Annotated in this window: 14 protein-coding genes; 5 read left to right on the top strand and 9 right to left on the bottom strand. The window is 62.7% G+C overall.

Annotated elements, in window-relative coordinates; all coding sequences use genetic code 11:
- Positions 1–9 precede the first annotated feature (9 nt).
- The 3 genes from ACFE70_RS11790 to ACFE70_RS11800 all read right to left on the bottom strand — a co-directional run bounded on the left by ACFE70_RS11790 (position 10) and on the right by ACFE70_RS11800 (position 3,320).
- Complete coding sequence (locus ACFE70_RS11790) at positions 10–180, bottom strand: hypothetical protein (RefSeq protein WP_375417946.1); 171 nt, start codon at positions 178–180, stop codon at positions 10–12.
- A 73-nt stretch (positions 181–253) separates the two neighbouring features.
- Positions 254–1,678, bottom strand: a complete 1,425-nt coding sequence (locus ACFE70_RS11795) for an NADH-quinone oxidoreductase subunit N (protein WP_375417947.1) — start codon at positions 1,676–1,678, stop codon at positions 254–256.
- Positions 1,679–1,847: 169 nt separating this feature from the next.
- Positions 1,848–3,320, bottom strand: a complete 1,473-nt coding sequence (locus ACFE70_RS11800; protein WP_375417948.1) for a NuoM family protein — start codon at positions 3,318–3,320, stop codon at positions 1,848–1,850.
- A 230-nt stretch (positions 3,321–3,550) separates the two neighbouring features.
- On the opposite strand from ACFE70_RS11800, the gene mnmH reads away from it, so the two are divergent.
- Genes mnmH through ACFE70_RS11820 form a run of 4 tightly spaced genes read left to right on the top strand, consistent with a single transcriptional unit; the run spans position 3,551 to position 6,939 of the window.
- On the top strand, positions 3,551–4,615 hold the full coding sequence (gene mnmH, locus ACFE70_RS11805; protein ID WP_375417949.1) for a tRNA 2-selenouridine(34) synthase MnmH: 1,065 nt from the start codon (positions 3,551–3,553) through the stop codon (positions 4,613–4,615).
- Positions 4,605–4,994 carry a VOC family protein gene (locus ACFE70_RS11810; RefSeq protein ID WP_375417950.1) on the top strand — a complete coding sequence of 130 codons (390 nt, stop codon included), beginning with the start codon at positions 4,605–4,607 and terminating at the stop codon, positions 4,992–4,994. Before mnmH ends, ACFE70_RS11810 begins: the two co-directional genes overlap by 11 nt.
- Positions 4,995–5,014: 20 nt before the next feature.
- Positions 5,015–6,085, top strand: a complete 1,071-nt coding sequence (gene selD, locus ACFE70_RS11815; RefSeq protein ID WP_375417951.1) for a selenide, water dikinase SelD — start codon at positions 5,015–5,017, stop codon at positions 6,083–6,085.
- Entirely contained in the window at positions 6,067–6,939 is an 873-nt protein-coding gene (locus ACFE70_RS11820; RefSeq protein WP_375417952.1) for a glutamate--tRNA ligase family protein, read from the top strand. The genes selD and ACFE70_RS11820 overlap by 19 nt, the downstream gene beginning before the upstream one ends.
- A gap of 75 nt (positions 6,940–7,014) precedes the next feature.
- Here the strand turns inward: ACFE70_RS11820 and nfi are convergent, their stop codons facing one another.
- From nfi to ACFE70_RS11850, 6 genes are all read right to left on the bottom strand, one after another.
- Positions 7,015–7,704, bottom strand: a complete 690-nt coding sequence (nfi, locus tag ACFE70_RS11825) for a deoxyribonuclease V (RefSeq protein WP_375417953.1) — start codon at positions 7,702–7,704, stop codon at positions 7,015–7,017.
- 149 nt (positions 7,705–7,853) lie between these two features.
- Positions 7,854–9,428, bottom strand: a complete 1,575-nt coding sequence (locus tag ACFE70_RS11830) for a serine hydrolase (RefSeq protein WP_375417954.1) — start codon at positions 9,426–9,428, stop codon at positions 7,854–7,856.
- Positions 9,429–9,532: 104 nt separating this feature from the next.
- Positions 9,533–10,378: an OmpA family protein gene (locus tag ACFE70_RS11835; RefSeq protein WP_375417955.1), complete on the bottom strand. Its 846-nt coding sequence runs from the start codon at positions 10,376–10,378 to the stop codon at positions 9,533–9,535.
- A 262-nt stretch (positions 10,379–10,640) separates the two neighbouring features.
- Complete coding sequence (locus tag ACFE70_RS11840) at positions 10,641–12,854, bottom strand: T9SS type A sorting domain-containing protein (RefSeq protein WP_375417956.1); 2,214 nt, start codon at positions 12,852–12,854, stop codon at positions 10,641–10,643.
- Positions 12,855–13,181: 327 nt separating this feature from the next.
- A complete protein-coding gene (locus ACFE70_RS11845; RefSeq protein ID WP_375417957.1) occupies positions 13,182–14,213 on the bottom strand; it encodes a T9SS type A sorting domain-containing protein in 1,032 nt (343 codons plus the stop codon).
- A gap of 411 nt (positions 14,214–14,624) precedes the next feature.
- A complete protein-coding gene (locus ACFE70_RS11850; protein ID WP_375417958.1) occupies positions 14,625–15,470 on the bottom strand; it encodes a ribonuclease H-like domain-containing protein in 846 nt (281 codons plus the stop codon).
- 134 nt (positions 15,471–15,604) lie between these two features.
- Here ACFE70_RS11850 and ACFE70_RS11855 point away from each other — a divergent pair, with 134 nt between their 5' ends.
- Positions 15,605–16,894 (top strand): helix-turn-helix transcriptional regulator, encoded by a 1,290-nt coding sequence (locus ACFE70_RS11855; protein ID WP_375417959.1) that lies wholly within the window; start codon positions 15,605–15,607, stop codon positions 16,892–16,894.
- Positions 16,895–17,114: the final 220 nt, after the last annotated feature.

Raw genomic sequence — 17,114 nt, forward strand, 5'->3', positions numbered from 1 at the left:
TTTTAATATTTATTCATTGCGGCTCTCGCGTTGGAAGTCCAAGCCATCAACCGCCGATTTCCAGGCGCCGAAAGATTGCAGACGCTTGCGTTTGCGTTCCTCGGCCTTCGCGGCGGCTAGCTGCTCCAGCGCTGCCCGCACATCGTCGGGTGTGGCATCCTTTTTCATCTCAATAACCATGACGACAAAGTAGTTTGGTTCGTGAAGATAACGCGGATGCTGAACGATTTATGCAGCAAAGGCACGTGACTATTTACTTCAACAGCCCGCTCACCAGTCCCGGCAGCACGCCTAGCGCCACGGTGAGCACGATGAGCAGCACCAGCGTGGCCGACTGCGTGCCATCTACCACGACGGGGGCGCCTTCCGAGCCTTCGGGGGCGGGTTGCAGGTACATGGCGATGACCGGGCGCAGGTAGTAGTAGATGCCGACCATGCTCATGATGACGGCGAACACGACGAGGCCGATGTAGCCGTGGTCGGCGGCGGCGGTGAAGACGAAGAACTTGCCGAAGAAGCCGGCCGTGAGTGGAATGCCAGCCAGCGAAAGCATCGAAACGGTGAGCGAGAAGGCCAGCAGCGGGTTGGTGCGGGCGAGGCCGTTGAGGCCGGCGTAGTCTTCGCGGCCGCGCTGGTCGGCCACGAGCTTGAGCACGCCGAATGCGGCGACGGTGGCAATAGAATAAGCCAACGAGTAGAAGAACAAGCCATTGGCCGAGGGGCCGCCGAGCTGCCCGTTCATGGCGACGAGGCTGATGAGCAAGTAGCCGGCGTGCGAGATGCTGGAGTAGGCCAGCATCCGCTTGGCACTGGTCTGGACGGCCGCGCCGACGTTGCCGATGAGCAGGGTCAGGCCACACATGGCCGACACGGTGGGGAGCCAGAAATCCTGCGCCGCCGGAAATGCCACGACCAGCAGCCGCAGAAACGCGGCGAAACCGGCCGTCTTGACCACGGTGCTCATATAAGCGGTGAAGAACATCGGGGTGCCCTCGTACACGTCCGGCGTCCAGAAGTGGAAGGGCGCGGCGCCGACTTTGAAGGCAATGCCGACCAGCATCAGCAGGATGCCGATGTAGGTCATGGGCTGGAGCGAGGCGTTGGTGGGGCTTTGGATGGCGGCGGCGAGCTTGCTCAGCTCGAAGGTGCCGGTGGCGCCGTAGAGCAAAGCGATGCCGAAGAGCAGGATGCCGGTGGCGAAGGCGCCCATGAGGAAATACTTGAGCGCGGCCTCGTTGGAGCGCACATTACGCTTGTCGGAGCCGGCCAGCACGTACATCGACACGCTCAGGATTTCGATGCCCACGAATAGCATCAAGAGGTGATTGTAGCCGACCATCATGATGGCGCCGACCAGCGAGAAGAGCAACAGCGAGTAATATTCGGCCAGGTTGGCTTCCTGATTGGCTATATAGGAGCGCGAGAAGGGCAGCAGCAGCACGGCCGTGAGCACGACGATGCCGGTGAAGGCGACGGCGAAGTTGTCGACGACCAGCATCCCGTTGAGGTAGCTCTGGCCGAGGTAGGCGGCGTCGCCGCGGTTCCAGTCGAGGGTGTTGAGGCCGAAGACGGCCAGCAGCAGCAGCAGCGTGACGGGCAGCAGCAGCCGGTTCGAGCGCAGGAAGCCCAGGAACAGGTTGACGATGCCGAAGACGGAGAGGAGAATGATAGAAGTCATGTAATCTTAATAGGCTATCCAAAAAACGCCTGTCCTATAATCGTCTGTCATGCTGACGAAGGAAGCATCCTATCACGCCTCAACGAGCAGTATATCATTGATTACTGCGTCGTTCTCACGTGAGAAGGTCCTTCGCAAGCTCAGGATGACAGGTGATTTTCCTACCCCCCTACCTTTTCACCAAGTCCAATATTCCCGACACGGCCGGCTCGGACAGGTGCAGGAAGGTGCCCGGAAACAGGCCAATCCAGAACACGAGAGCTATGAGCGGCACGAGCACGGCCATTTCTGAGCCGGTCAGGTCGGGGATGGTAGCGGAGTGAGCGGAGTCGGGGCCGAGCATGACGCGCTGATAGAGGCGCAGCAGGTAGACGGCGGAGAAGATGATGGTCAGGCCGGCGACGGCGCCCAGCCAGGGGTTGTACTGATAGACGCCGGCCAGCAGCAGAAACTCACCCACGAAGCCGCCGGTGAGGGGTAGGGCCACGGTGCTGAGCAGCAAGACCAGGAAGCACACGCTCAGCAGCGGCGTGCGGCGGGTGAGGCCGCCGAGGTCGGGGATGTGCCGGGTGCCGGTGCGGCGCTCGATGGCGTCGATGATAAAGAACATGCCGACCACGTTCACGCCGTGGGCCAGCATCTGGATAGCGGCGCCCTGCAAGCCGTTGAGGGTGAGCGAGAACACGCCGGCTGCCATCAGGCCCACGTGGGAGAGCGAGGAGAAGGCGATGAGGCGCTTCATATCGCGCTGCCGGATGGCAATGATGGCGCCGTAGATGATGCCGATGACGGCGAGCACCATCACCAAACGCCCGCCAAACCGGCCGCTCAGGGCCAGCGGCACGATGGGCAAGAGCCAGCGCAGGCAGCCGTAGATGCCCATTTTCAGCATGATGCCCGAAAGCAGCATGGTGGCCGGCGCGGGGGATTCGGTGTAGGTGTCGGGCTGCCAGTTGTGGAAGGGAAAAACGGGCATCTTGACGGCGAAGGCGGCGAAGATGAGCCAGAACAGCCAGCCCTGCTCACTCGCGCTGAGCTTGAGGTTGGTGAAAGCGGCCAACTCGGAGGAATGCGCGGCAGTCCCTACCCCCGGTCCGGTTTGCAGGTACAGATACACGAAGCCGGCCAGCATGAACAGCGAGCCAATAATGGTGTATAAGAAGAACTTAAAGGTGATTTGGACGCGCCGCTCGCCGCCCCAGACGCCGGCCAGGAAGTAGATAGGAATCAGGGCGACCTCCCAGAAAAAGTAGAACAGAAACGCATCTAGGCTCACAAATACGCCGATGAGGCCGGTTTGCATGAACAAGACCAGGGCGTAAAAAGAAGGCGCGCTGCGATAGTCGTGGCGGAACGAGGCCAGCAGAATCAGCGGCACCAGGAAGGTGGTGAGCAGCACGAGCAGCAAACTCAGGCCATCGAGGCCGAGGTGGAAGTTGATGCCGGCCGAGGCAATCCAGGATTGGTTGAAGTCGAGGCTACGGGTGCCCCCGCCCGCGCGGAGCTGAATAGTAGCGGCTATTGCCAGACCAAATTCGAGTAAAGCGGCTCCCAGGGCCAGGGTGCGGGCGGCGGCCCCCTTGACAAGCAACAGCAGCAGCGCCGCGGCCAGGGGGAGAAAAAGCAGTAAAACAGTCAGCATGAACGGGTGCGACAGAGGAAAACCGGCCGGGCCCACGGCCCCACGCTACCGGCAAAGTGCCGCAAACTTACGCACTGCCGGGCTAGGGCCTAACTGTCATGCTGAGGAATGAAGCATCTTATCCCCCGCAGTAATCAGCTGTTCTGGTTTCGTTCCGCGGGGATAAGGTCCTGCGCGTTGCTCAGGATGACAGGGGGTAGGGAAGCCAATCCGGCGGTAACTTCGTGCTGATGCCCCGCCTACCCCTCCCAGATTTCCTGACCGCCCCCGCCGACTTGCCCATCCTCGACGTGCGGGCGCCCATCGAGTTTGCCCAGGGCCACGTGCCGGGCGCCGTCAGCCTGCCCCTGTTTTCGGATGAGGAGCGCGCCCGCATCGGCACGGCCTACAAGCAGGTGAGCCAGGAGAAAGCGGTGCTGCTAGGCCTGGATTTTTTCGGGCCCAAGATGAGCCAGCTGGTGAAGCGGGCCCGCAAAATCGCGCCCGATAAGCGGGTAAGGCTGCACTGCTGGCGCGGCGGAATGCGCTCCGGCGCCGTGCAGTGGCTCTTGGAGCTGGCGGGCTTCGAGGTACATTTGCTCGATAAAGGCTATAAGGAGTACCGCCGCGCCGTGCTGGCCGAGTTCACCCGGCCCCGACCGCTGCGGATGCTGGGCGGACTGACCGGCTCGGGCAAAACCGACGTGCTGCACGAGCTGCGCCGGCTGGGCGAGCCGGTGCTGGATTTGGAAGGGCTGGCTTGTCATAAGGGCTCGTCGTTCGGCGCCATCGGGCAGCCGGCGGCACCCACGCAGGAGCAGTTTGAGAATAATCTGGCCCAGGAATTAGGCAAGCTGCCGCTGGATAAGCCCGTCTGGGTCGAGGATGAGAGCCTGCAAATCGGCCGGCTGATTATCCCCAAGCCATTTTTTGAGCAAATGCGCCAGGCCCCGCTGCTGGTGCTGGAAGCTCCCCGTGCCGCCCGCGTAGCCTACCTGGCCCAGGAATACGGCAGTCAGGATGCTGGCTTATTAGCCGACGCCGTGCAGCGCCTGAGCAAGCGTCTCGGCGGACTGGCCACGCAGCAGGCGCTGACCGCCATCGAGACCGGCGACATGCCGCGCATGGTGGAGCTGGTGCTCGATTATTACGATAAAACCTACGGCTACGGGCTGAGCCAAAAGGTGAACTCGTCGGTGACGCCGGTGCCGGTAGAGGGCGTGGACGCCGCGGCGAATGCGGCGCGGGTGCTGGTGACTTCCGTTCCTGACGACTCTCCAAGACGCCTGTTTGATTTGGCTGAGAATGATTCCTAAAATTAGAATTGCTCGTCCTACCGATAGCCTGCTGGCGCTGCTCCGATTCTACCAGGAGGGCTTGGGCTTGCAAAAGCTGGCTTCCTTCACCGGTCACAACGGCTTCGATGGGGTCATGCTGGGCTACGAAGCGGCGCCTTATCACCTGGAATTTACGCACGAGCCCGGCCACAAAGTAGGCCGGGCGCCAACCGCCGACAACCTACTCGTGTTCTACCTGCCGGAGGCCACCGAATGGACCGCCGTCGTAGCCCGAATGCAGGCCGCCGGCTTCGCGCCGGTGGCGTCCTACAATCCTTACTGGGACCAGCTGGGCCGCACGTTTGAGGACCCCGACGGCTACCGCGTGGTGCTGCAACACGCCGCCTGGACTCTCTAAATCAAGAAGATAAGCTAATCATGACGCCCAAAACCGACCAAATCCGCCTCACCCAGTACTCGCACGGCGCCGGCTGCGGCTGCAAAATCGCGCCCGCCGTGCTCGACCAGATTCTGCACAGCGCCCTACCCCCCCTGCACTACGACAACCTGCTGGTCGGCAACAGCTCGCGCGACGACGCGGCCGTGTACCGCCTGCCGGGCGGCCCGGCCGGGCAGTGCGTCATCAGCACGACCGACTTTTTCATGCCCATCGTCGATGATGCCTATGACTTCGGGCGCATCGCCTCGGCCAATGCTATTTCCGACGTGTACGCGATGGGCGGGCGACCCCTGCTGGCCATTGCCGTGCTGGGCTGGCCCATTGATAAGCTCGCGCCGGAAGTTGCGGCGCGGGTGCTGGAAGGCAGCCGCGCCGTGTGCGCCGAGGCGGGTATTCCGCTGGCCGGCGGCCACAGCATTGACGCGCCGGAGCCGATATTTGGGCTGGCCGTCACGGGCCTGGTCGAGGAGAAAAACCTCAAGCGCAACGACACGGCCACGGCCGGCTCGCGGCTCTACCTGACCAAACCCCTGGGGGTAGGGATGCTGACCACAGCCCAGAAGCGCGGCATTCTGCGCCCGGAGGATGAGCAAGTGGCCCCGTACCAAATGCGGCAGCTCAATAAAATCGGCGCCGATTTAGGACCACTTTTGGAAGTTACGGCCCTGACCGACGTAACTGGCTTTGGCCTGCTCGGTCACCTCTCGGAAGTGTGCGAGGGCAGCGGCCTGACGGCGGAGATTGACTTCACCAAAGTGCCGCGCCTCGCCGCCGCCGAAGCCTACCGCGCGCAGGGCGCCATCCCCGGCGGCACGGTCCGCAACTGGCAGAGCTACGGCCATAAGGTGTCAGGTTTTGGGGCCCCGATAACGGACGAGCAGCGCCACTGGCTTTGCGACCCGCAAACCTCGGGGGGACTACTCGTCTGCGTGGCGCCGGGCGGCGAAGCGGCGGTGCAGGCCGTGTTTGCGCAGCATGGGCTGGCGCTGGAAAGCTTCGGCGCGCTGCGAGCACATCAAGCAGATGAGCCGTGGGTGCTGGTGCGGTAGTCGGGCGCCTGGCCCCTACCCCCTCCGGTTACCTGCACCTGGGCAACGCCGTGAATTTTGTGCTCACCTGGCTGCTGACGCGACGAGCCGGCGGCCGGCTGCACCTGCGCATCGACGACCTCGACCGCGCCCGCTTGCGCCGGCCTTATCTCGACAACATTTTCCGGGTCATTGACTGGCTGGGGTTGGATTACGACCACGGCCCGAGCGGCCCGGATGACTTCCTGCGGCACTACTCGCAGCTGCTTTATCTGCCCGACTACAATCGCCTGCTGCGTCGCCTGAGCCAGCAGCCGGGCCTGGTGTATGCCTCGCACCGCTCGCGCACCGCGGCTGGCCCGGCCGCCGCTGTTTCGGATTCCCTACCCCCCCTCGGTCTGCGAACGCCGGGCGCGGCGTGGCGCGCGCGCGTGCTGGCCGGCACCCAAATCAGCTTGCCGGATGGCTGGCAGGGCAACACGAGTATAGCTCTCGCGGAGGTCATGCCCGACTTTATTATTCGTAAGAAAGATGGGGTAGCCGCCTATCAGATTGCCTCCGTAGCCGATGACTTGCGGCTCGGCACCACGCTCATCGTGCGCGGGCTGGACCTGCAAGCCAGCACCGCCGCGCAGCTCTGGCTAGCCGCGCAACTCCCCGAAACGCGGGCGTTCAACCCATCCCGGATTCAGTTTTTTCACCACGGGCTGCTGACCGATGCGGCCGGCCGCAAGCTCTCCAAGTCGCAAGGGGGGGTAGGGATTCTGGCCGCGCCGGGCGGCCCCGCCGTGGTGTACTCCGCTGTTGCCCAGCTGCTTAATCTTCCCGTCGAAGCTGGCGAATCCTTATCAACCCTGCGAGACACTGCGTTTTAACACTGCGGAACACCGCGTGAGAGCTATTTCACGCGGTGTTCCGCAGTGTTAAAACGCAGTGTCTCGCAGGGCTTTTCAACGAATTTCCTTTTTGAATTCCTCGGCCCAATAATCCGCCAACCGTGTGGGCTCCGGCAGCTTGTAGCCCTTCAGACAAGCCAGCGTCAGGCGGGTGGCCGTGGCCTGGTCGCAGCGGTGGCCGGGGCTCACGAACAGGGGTAGGACGTTGTCCTTGGAGCGAATAACCTCGCCAATCAGCTCGCCGGTTTTAGCGTCGGTGAGCGGCGAGAGGCTGCCGCGCGCCGGTCCGGGCTCGGCAAACGTGCCCGTAAGCTTCTGCTTGGCCACGCCGAAGGTGGGCATATCCAGCAGCACGCCCAGATGCGCGGCGATGCCCACGCGGCGCGGGTGCGCGATGCCGTGGCCGTCGACCATAATCACGTCGGGCTTATGCTCCAGCTTGGCGAAGGCCTGCACCACGTTGGGGGCTTCGCGGAAAGAGAGGAAGCCCGGCACGTAAGGAAACGGCACCACGCCGTGGCTGTACACTTTCTCGACCAGCGTCAGCGACGGAAACTCCAGCACCACGAACACCGACAAAATCGTCTCCGGCGTCGGAAACGATGAGTCGCAGCCCGCAATCAGATGCGGCTCCCGCGCCAGCGGCTCGGCGCGCAGGCGCTGGCCCAGCTCCTGCTGCTGCTCGGTGAGGCTGCGCACCAGCGCCGGGTCGGGCGCCGGGCCGGGCGGGCGGTAGTAGGCCATTTTATGAGTTATGAGTTAAAAGGAACGTCATGCTGAGCTTGCGAAGCATCCTATCAAGGTAGAACGAAACTTCAACGGTTGATTAGTGTGTCGTCCGACGGTGATAAGATGCTTCGCAAGCTCAGCATGACGAGCAATTTCTCTACCCCTTACTGTTTCACAAATAGGTAAGGGTCTAGCTCGATGAACTCATTCACCCGGATTTCTACGGCCTTGACCTGCCCGTTTTCCACGGTGAATGTGGCGGGCTGGGGGCCATAAATCGGCGACGAATAGGTAGTGCGAAACTGCTCGCCATCGAGGTAGTCGAACGTGGCTGTGAGCTGCGGATGATTGGCGAAGCGGGCCACGAGCTGCTTGCCTTTGGCCTCCACCGTGATGGGGCCATAAAGCGGGTTCTGGTAAGTGCCGGCGTAGGCGCTCAGGGCGCGGGGCAGCTTTTTGCGCTTGGCGGCGCGGGCATTAAGCGTGGCTACGGCCTGGTTGACTTCGGCCTGGCCGGGCTGGCTGCGAAGCCAGAGCTGCCGGCTGCGGTCCACGTAGGGCACGCCCAGGTAGGCATCCAGCAGCTGGTAGCGCAGGGCCTCGAAGAAGCTCTGGTTGTCCTGGTTGGTGAGCACAGCCAGCCCCAGGCGCTCTTCGGGCACGAAGCACACGCCGGTCACGAAGCCGTCGGCGCCGCCGGTGTGGTTGAAGAGCTGGCGGCCGTTGTAGTCGGAGCTGAACACGCCCAGCCCGTAGGTGCTGAAGTGGCTGGGCAAAATAGGCGACTTGCGGGCCGAGATGAGCGTGTTGCCGGCGCGGGTGCGGCGCAGCGTGGCCCAGGGCATGATTTGCCGGCCCTCATAGCGCCCACTGTCAAGCTGAAACTGAAGCCAGTGGCTCAGGTCGTGCACGCTGGAAACCAGACTGGCGGCCGGCCCCAGGTTGTCGATATTATCGAACGGCAGGCGGGTAAGCGGGCCGAACGAGGTGCTGTAGGGCAGGGCAATGTTGGCCCGCTGCGCGTAGCCGGCCGTGAGCGGGTAGGTGTTGCTCATGGCCAGCGGCGCAATAATTCGCTGCTGCACGAAGTCTTCCCACTTCAGCCCGCCGCTCACCACGGGCACGATTTCGCCCGCCGCCACGAAGCCGGAGTTGCAGTAGCCGTAGTCCTGCCGAAACTGGCCGCCGGGCTTGAGCAGCCGCATCCGGCGCACGATGTCGGCCCGGCTCAGGCTGGAGTTCCAGAACGTGAAGTCACCTTGGAAGGTCTTGGTGCCGAAGTGATGCGCCATCAGGTCGCGCACCGTCACCAGGCGCGTGCTGGTTGAGTCGTAGAGCCGGAAGTCGGGCAGGTACTTGCGCACCGGGTCGCTCAGGCTCAGCTTTTTCTCCTCCTCCAGTTGGGCCAGCACCGTGCCCGTGAACAGCTTGGAGTTCGACGCAATCATGAACAGCGTGTTGGCGTCGACGGCTTCGGCCGGGGCGCCGGGGGTAGGGACCGCGCGGGTGCCGTAGCCTTTCTCGATGACCGTCTGGCCGTCTTTCACCACCACCACGGCCAGGCCCGGAATATTCCACAGGCGCAGGCCGCGGCGCACGTAGGCATCGAGGCTGTCCTGAATAAAGCGCGGGCCGGTGATGCCCGGCTTGGCCGGAGCCGCCTGGGCGGCGGCCGGACGCGGGGCCGCGGCGCCCAGCAGCAGGGCGGCAAGGGCTGGGAGTAGGCGGCGGGGATGCATGGGGACAGGTTAAGGTGAGAGGAGGGGGTAGGGAAAGTAGCGCGGACTTTGTAGTCCGCGAATGCACCGCTTAGTTCGTTCACGCGCGGACTACAAAGTCCGCGCTACTTGGCTATCACCCGCACGCTCAGGCCCTGCGGGTGCGGGTCCTTGGGCTGGGGCGCGAGCCATTCGGTGTGCAGGCGGGCCGGGGCCACGCCCTGCTTGACCAGCTCGGCCAGGCAGGCGCGGGCGCGGGCGTTGCCCAGCTTCCAGAATTGCGGCTCGGTGGTGGCTGAGTGGCCGTTGAGGCGCAGTTGCACCTTCGGAAACGTGTGCAGCAAGGCCGCCAGGTTGCCGAGCTGCTGGGCCGCTTCGGCGCCAAGCTGCGCCTGGCCGGGCTCGAAGGAGAGCCGGTCGAGGGCCAGGGGCTTGGTCAGCGTCGCGGTGGGGTCCGAAAACAGGCGGTAGAGGCGGCTTTCACTTGAATTGACGCCCACCATGAGCGTGGCGCGCCGCGCCAGCTTGAGCATGAGCGGCGTGGCCGGGTCGCGGCGGTAGCGCAGCGAAGCGCGGTCGAAGGCGCCGCCGAGCAGGCGAGCCGCCCGCCCGTTGCCGAGGGTGTCGCGCAGCACCGGCCCCCTGGGCCTGGCCGGTGGCGTAGGGGATGCCGCGGCTGCGCGGGCCGCCGAATCAGCGATGAGGGCGGCGAGACGTTTGCGGATAGCGGCGGGCACACTGACTCCCGCGGCGGGGGCAGCAAGCTGGGCGGAGCCGTCGGCAGCCGCAACGGACGTGGAAGCCGGCGCCGCCGCGGTTGGCCGGGAGTTGGCTGCCGGCTGGGGCGCACGGGCAGTTTTGACCGGCGACGCCGGCTCGCAGCCGGCGACGGCCAGCAGGGCCAGCAGGCCAGCGGCGGCCTGGCCACCGCGGCGGGCCAACAGAGTTTTATAAGAAGAAAAACGTAACACAGGTAGGGCAGACCAAGCCAGAGGATAAAATCAGGTTGGCAAGATAAGCGTTGTGCTTCGGCAGCGGCTGGGCTTCATCCCTACCCTCCCCTCCGCGCCCAACGGGTCATCGCCCGTCCGCCAGCCGGCACCGGGGCCGGCAGCCCCGGAAACCAGGACCAGGCCGGCTCACAGGCCGGCCGGCGCCCGCGAATGAGGCTACCAAAAAAGCCCCGCGCGAGGCGCGGGGCTTTTGAAAGCAACTTGCTATAAAGCAGAAAGACTACTCCTTCATCAGCTTCAGGCGCTGCACCTGGCCATCCTGGTAGCGCACCTCGACTACGTAGAGGCCGCGCGACAAAGCTTGCAAGCCGGGCAGCTGCAGGTCGGAAGCGCCTACTTGCAGCGTGGGCTGCCAGGTACGTACCCGGCGGCCTACCCCATCCAGCACGCTCACCGTGGCCTGACCGCTGGCCACCGTTTGCAGCTTCAGGTTGATTTCGCCCCCGAACGGGTTGGGGAAAGCCTGCACTAAGGCGACCGTAGGCGCGCCAAAGGTGAGCGATTTAGGCCCGATGAACTGGGCTTTGCCATCAAGGTCGAGCTGGCGCAGGCGGTAGTAGCGGGTGCCTTGCTTGCCAGCCTCCGCGTCGCGGAAGCGGTAGCTGCGGGGGGCGCTGCTGTTGGGCGAAGCCGAGGCCACGAACTCCAGGGTGCGGAAGTTCTTGCCGTCGCTGGAAACCTGCACCTCGAAGCCTTTGCTGTTGATTTCCTGCGCCGTAACCCAGCTCAGCACCGCGTTGGCACCCTGTGCCTCGGCCGTGAAGCTCTTGATGGTTACCGGCAGCGGGTTTACCCGGTCGCCCAGGGTGAATACGCCGCCTAAGCTTCCATTGATTGAAGTCTTGGTCAAAACATTATTAACCGGATCAAGTGTGGTTTTATCCAGGTTAGTGAAAGGAATGGTGCCAACTTCTGAACTGAACAGCAGCAAGTCCTGCTCATTACCTGAACGAAGATTCAAGTCACCTTGCCGGTAATGGAAGGCAATGGTGAACGTCAAAGGGTCCGGGTTATCAGGCGAGAAGCTGAAGCTACGGCCGATGCTACGGCTCGTTCCTACCCCTTCATAAACAAAGCCTGTAGTCCGAGTGGCGAGGACGCCGCCTGGAATTCCCTGCTCCGCCTTTAAATCAATACCAATGCCGCTAAAGGCGTTTGTTTCGCCCTCATTGAGGGTGCGCTTAGTGGTGCGCAGAATGCCTAACACGTAGCTGCTTTCGGTTTCACCCCTTACTAAAGAGCCATCTTCCATGCTGACGTTGTATACCACCATGTTGTCAGAACGAGTAACCAAGACGCCGCCCCGTCCGATAAATTCCAACCGGATGACTACATCCATCCGATTCGTGAGCGTTTTGGTGCCGCCCCCCTCAATCTGCACGTTGGAGAAGGTGGCCCCGTCGAAAGTTTGCGTAACGCCTGCCAGCGAGAATATGCTGGTACGCGACTGTGAGAATCCCCCATTGGGATCGATAAAATCACCATAAACCCGTAGCTCACCACCCAGAAGCCTAAGCCTAGCTCCGATTTGATTTCTATTACCTACCAAACGTAGCGTCCGCACGGATGCTACCAAGCTGGGGATGCCAATTTCAACAATAGTTGTCCTGCCTGAAACGTAAGGAATAGTAACATCTGTAAACTGGTTGGGAACACTATTAGTTGACCAGTTTGCCTCGTCAAACCAGCTAGGTGTTGCGCCACGCCCTGTCCAGCTTGCCGGCGGGGGACTATTGGTAGTTATTTCAAACGTAGTCTTGTAGCGGTTGCCGCCGTTGTTGTCCAGAATCTCAGAGTTAAGCGTCTCGTCCGCATTATTGACCAGTTCTCCCTGAAAATATAGCTCCAGGGTATATACGCCGGGGCCAGTGGCCGTAGCAAATAAATTGGGCTGAGTAGAGTTGTTGTACCAAGTCTTGCTGAATGCTTGGTTGTTGCCACCCTCAAGCTGCAGAGCCAACTGCAAAGGAGTGAAAGGCAGACTGTCCAGCGCCAAGGGGTCAGTATTACTCAAATAGACGCGGTAGAGTAGCTGCGTGCTACGCACGTCGAAGCCCTCATTATTAAGCGTGTTAGCGGACGCATCGTTTATGCGCAACTCCTTGGGAGTAGAGCTATTGCTACTAAGGTCGAATGTCCCTAAGCTACTGACGCTTCTAAAATCCCGGCTCAACACGTCATCACCCTTAATGGTGAAATAGCGCTGGCCGTTAATGGTGAGCGAATTCTTGTAGAAGCTGTTTTGCGCTGCCGCTGGGTTGGCCAGGCCGCTCAGCAGCAAAAGGGTTAGCCCGGCTAGTAGTCCGGCGCGGCTGGTCAGGAGAAAGCGCGACCAAAGAGCAAGCGCGAATTGATGATTGTTTAGAGGTTTTTGCATGGTTTCAACAAATAACAGGAGTAAACTGCCAATCAAATATACGAGGAACTGAGCCACCAGGGTGTTTCGTACAAAAAAATGTTGCCAACTTCCTGTTAATTAAGCTAAATATTAAAATACTAAGAAGTTTTGGTAGTGCGCGGCAGCCCTCCGAGCCGTCGGCTGCCTCGGCTGCTGGACCCTCTAAAACGCGAAAGGCTTCCCCGAAGTGGGGAAGCCTTTTAGCTGGTAATAGGAATAGAGGACGGCTGGCTTAGCGGCTGCGCATCACCGGCCCGATAGTAAGTAAGCTTATAAATTTGGAACTGCGGGTAGCATCACGTCACGTAAATAGTGGCAGTAGTTGCCACAGGATGGGGAAAACAGAAGTTGATTGACCGAAACTTAATCAGCGATAATGAGGCGTTTCTGAACGGGGCGGCCGTTGCCGGCCAGGGTTAGCACGTAGGTGCCGGCGGCCAGGCCCGTGGGCAGCGGAAGAGCCGTGCGGTACTGCGCGGCGGCCGGCGTGAGCACTTGTGCCAGCACCAGGCGGCCCAGCGGGTCAGCCACCCGCAGGGTGAGCGTCTCGCGCTCGTAGCCTTGCAGCGAGAGCTGAATGGGCTGGCCCGCGCTGGGATTGGGGAACACTTCGAGGTGCCGGGCCAGGCGCGGCGCGGGCCGCAGCACGACGATAACGCTGTAGTGCACCGCCCCGTCGCGGTCGGCCTGGCCCAAACGGTAGTAGGTCGGCTGGGTTAGGGGCTGGGGGTCAGGCCACTGGTAGGTGAGCGGAGAGCTGCTGCTGCCAGCGGCGGCCACGCGGCCGGCCTTGCTAAAGGTTTCACCGTTCAGGGACCGCTCAATGGCAAAGGAGGCACTGTTGCGCTCCGTGGCCGTAGTCCAGTGCAGCTGCACCGCGCTGTTGGCATCGACAGTGCCGGCAAACGCCGTCAACTCGACGGGCAGGGGTGCCGGCGTGGTGCGGGCTACCGGCGGCGGCGCCGTGCTGGCGGCGATGCTGCTGGCATTAGCATTGTAGGCGATGCTGGCAGCCACGCTGTTGTACTCGGCATTTGTAACGTAGTAGCGCGTGGCCGGCTGCAGGCCCGTCACGATGATGGAGTGGCCGGAGCCGTTGTAAACCACGAAGCCCTTGCCAAGCGGACTGCCCTGGCCAAAGGTTGGGTTGGCTGTATAAAAGATGTCATTGGTGGGCACGAGCGAGCCCGACATTCCGCGGGGCGCCGCGGCCATCGTCACCAGGCGGCCCTGCCCTGAGCCGAAGTTGCCGAAACGCAATTCCATCGTAGTGGCCGTCACCCGGACCAAGCTTACTTCGCCACCCTGGCTGGGCGCGGTGGCTTGCGCCAGGGCACTTTGGCAGGATAGCCCACCGGCCAGCCACAATAAAAAGGATAAAAGGCGCTTGTTCATAAGGATAGGGAGTAGCGGTAGAATCAACTGCGGAAGGGGGATAGGGAATAACGTACTACTAACTTTGCTTTATAATTTTTTTAACAACTACTAACGAATACGGCTTATAGAAACATGAACAGCGGCGCCTTTTAACCTGCACAAATATAGGACTTAAATTTAAATCATAGTCTTATTTATGGCTTTTTGAGATAAATAATCAAATTTATTGGTATTTTACCAATAAAAACAATTAAGGTATTTATCTGCTTGAACAGACTTCAACAAAATGTAATTTAAATCCAAATAGTATTAATTGAATGTATGCTCTTAATTGCGCCGCGCCGGACTTCGGGACGGGGCACAAAAAAAGGCAGCCGGTGGGCTGCCCTGAGGTGGCTTTAATCAGCAGAGGGGGGTAGGGAATAGCCGCTAGGCCACGCGCAGCAGCGAGGGCACCGCCGGCGCGCCGGCCGGCCAGGGCACCTGCGTGAGCTGCACTTCGGGCCAGAGGGCCTGCTGCCCGGCGTAGTGCAGGAAGACGCGGGCGGTGGTGATGACATCCTTTTCGCAGTAGCGGACGATGCGGGCCAGGTTTTTCTCCTCGTAATAGACTTGCGCGACCTGCGCGCCGTCGAGGTCGTCTTTGGGCGAAGGAATGCCGAAGATGCCGGCCAGCGTGGGCAAGGAGATGTAGCCTTTAGTATCGCCGAATTTCCACAGCTCCATCGTGTCGAGCAGGTGGGGCAAATCCCAGGGCTGATGGCCGGCCACGTCGAGCATGGGCGGAATGGGCTGCCCGCAAATCAGCATCCGCCGGCCCAGATAGCCGTAGTCGAACTCGCGGCCGTTGTGGGCGCAGAGGAAGTGGCCGCCGGGCCCGGCCGTGTCGAGCCGGGGGCGGTACTCGTGGGAGGCCGGCGCGTGGCGGGCCAGCATCGTGGCAAAGCCGCCGAGCACCTTGCACTCCTCGTCATCAGCGAAGGACTTGACCCGGAACTCCAGCGTCTCGTCCTTGAGAGGACGGAAGTAGCCGACCGAGATGCACACGACCTTGCCGAACTCGGCGTAAAGGCCGGCGTGCTGAAACAGCTCGGCGGGGGTTTTGCCCTCGGCCAGCTCCTGGGCGTGCCGCTGGGCGCTGAACTTGGCCCACAGGGCCTGCCGGGCTTCGTCGAGCTGCGCGTGGCAGTCGTGGCAGGGCACGGTTTCGATGTTCACAAAAAAGACTTTGGTCAAATCGACGTGGCGCAGGATGTGCATGGCGGGCGGCGGCAAAAGGGCGAGTAGCTGGGCTAAGGTAGCGGACGGGACGGCCTGAGGCCAAATTTTTCGGGGCAGCCTCCGGCCGGCGCCGAGTCGCAGCCGGCGCGTTCCTTTGCGGCCGGGTCCCTCAGAAGCGGGGTTTAGCCGTGGTATATTTCTCCCTTTTTCATTCCGTTTTTCTGCTGCCGCTGTTGGGGCCGGGCGTGGCCCTGGCGCTGCTGCTGGCTTTCAGCGCCGGGCGCCGCCCCCAGGCAGCCGGGCTGCTGGTGGCCCTGCTCGTGCTGCTGCCCGTGTTTGTGCTGGCGCAGTGCCTGCTTAGTACGGCCGGCTGGTGCGTGGCCCCGCTCGACCCAGCCCAGCCGGGGCCGCTGTACCTGCCCTGGCCGACAGAGCTGCTTTTGGCGCCGGTGAGCTACCTGTATCTGCGGGTATTGACCAACCCGCGGCTGCGGGCGCCGGGGGCCGGGCGGCACCTGCTGCCGGGGCTGGCCCAGATGAGCTTATTTGCCGGGGTGGCCGTGCTCGGCCTGGGTTACCGCCACGGCGCGGCGGCCGGCTACCCCGGGGCGCTCAGCCCCGCCCTGGCCTTGCTGGGGTACGTGGTGGCGCCCCTGGCGCTGGTGTGCTACGTCTCGCTCCTGCGCTACGGGCTGCGTACGCTCGACGACTACCGCCGGTACCGACACTACCTCGACGCCGAGCGGTCGGGCGCCGAGCGGTGGCGCCTGCTCAGCCAACGCTCGCTGCTGCTGGTCTTGATTGCCGGCTTTGGGCTGGGCCTGAGCTTCGTGGCGCTCGACGCCTGGCTGGGACCATTTCACTACTCGGAAATCTGGTATGCTTTCGTGGTGCGGGGCGGGCTGGTGTTTGGGCTGGCCGTAGTGGGGCTGCAGGCGGGCTACGTGGCGGCCGTGGGCCGGCCCCGGCTGGAACTAGCTGGGGCGGCGGGGCCCGGCAGCTGGGCGGGCGCGGCCACCGCGTGGGCGGCGCAAGCTGGGCCGGGCTCGCCTAAAGCTCCTTGGCCAGCGGCGGCCGGGAATCCGGCCAGGACGGGGGCCGGGCCGGAGCTGACCGAGGCCGCCGCGCCGCTGCCGCCGGAGCTGCTGGCTCTGCGCGAAAGGCTGCTGGCCCTGATGGCCACCGGGCGCCCCTATCTCCAACCTGAACTCAGCCTGACCGAGCTGGCCCAACGCCTGCGCACCAATCCCAGCTTGTTATCGAAAATTATTAACACGGGCTGCGGGCAGAGCTTTAGCGACTTTGTTAATTCTTACCGCGTGGCCGAGGCCCGCCGCAAGCTGCAAGACCCGCGCTTTGCCCACTATTCCGTGCTGGGCGTGGCCCTGGAGAGCGGCTTCAACTCGAAGTCCACCTTCAACCGGGTATTCAAGAAGCTCACCGGGCAGGCACCCGGCGAAGTAGCCCGGCCGGCATAGGCCGGGGCAGGCGGGCAGCGCTATCCGACCGGACTGACTCACTGCGCCGGCCGCACTTGGCGGGGAGAGGTCGTGGGCCAACCGACTAATAACGCCCCAACCGGCCCACATCATAAGTTGGGACGCCCCATATCATAACCTGAAGCGCCCCCGGCCCAGCGGCGCCCGACCTTTGCCCCACGTGGTTGCTGCCGCTTGCCCCGGCAGGACGGCGCCCCGG

It is taken from the genome of uncultured Hymenobacter sp. (assembly GCF_964243305.1).
GTDB lineage: Bacteria > Bacteroidota > Bacteroidia > Cytophagales > Hymenobacteraceae > Hymenobacter.

What these genes read in the sequence shown, in the direction of transcription:
- ACFE70_RS11790 (WP_375417946.1), bottom strand. Translation starts at nt 180, where the DNA reads ATGGTTATTGAGATGAAAAAGGATGCCACACCCGACGATGTGCGGGCA.
- ACFE70_RS11795 (WP_375417947.1), bottom strand. Translation starts at nt 1,678, where the DNA reads ATGACTTCTATCATTCTCCTCTCCGTCTTCGGCATCGTCAACCTGTTC.
- ACFE70_RS11800 (WP_375417948.1), bottom strand. Translation starts at nt 3,320, where the DNA reads ATGCTGACTGTTTTACTGCTTTTTCTCCCCCTGGCCGCGGCGCTGCTG.
- mnmH (WP_375417949.1), top strand. Translation starts at nt 3,551, where the DNA reads ATGCCCCGCCTACCCCTCCCAGATTTCCTGACCGCCCCCGCCGACTTG.
- ACFE70_RS11810 (WP_375417950.1), top strand. Translation starts at nt 4,605, where the DNA reads ATGATTCCTAAAATTAGAATTGCTCGTCCTACCGATAGCCTGCTGGCG.
- selD (WP_375417951.1), top strand. Translation starts at nt 5,015, where the DNA reads ATGACGCCCAAAACCGACCAAATCCGCCTCACCCAGTACTCGCACGGC.
- nfi (WP_375417953.1), bottom strand. Translation starts at nt 7,704, where the DNA reads ATGGCCTACTACCGCCCGCCCGGCCCGGCGCCCGACCCGGCGCTGGTG.
- ACFE70_RS11830 (WP_375417954.1), bottom strand. Translation starts at nt 9,428, where the DNA reads ATGCATCCCCGCCGCCTACTCCCAGCCCTTGCCGCCCTGCTGCTGGGC.
- ACFE70_RS11845 (WP_375417957.1), bottom strand. Translation starts at nt 14,213, where the DNA reads ATGAACAAGCGCCTTTTATCCTTTTTATTGTGGCTGGCCGGTGGGCTA.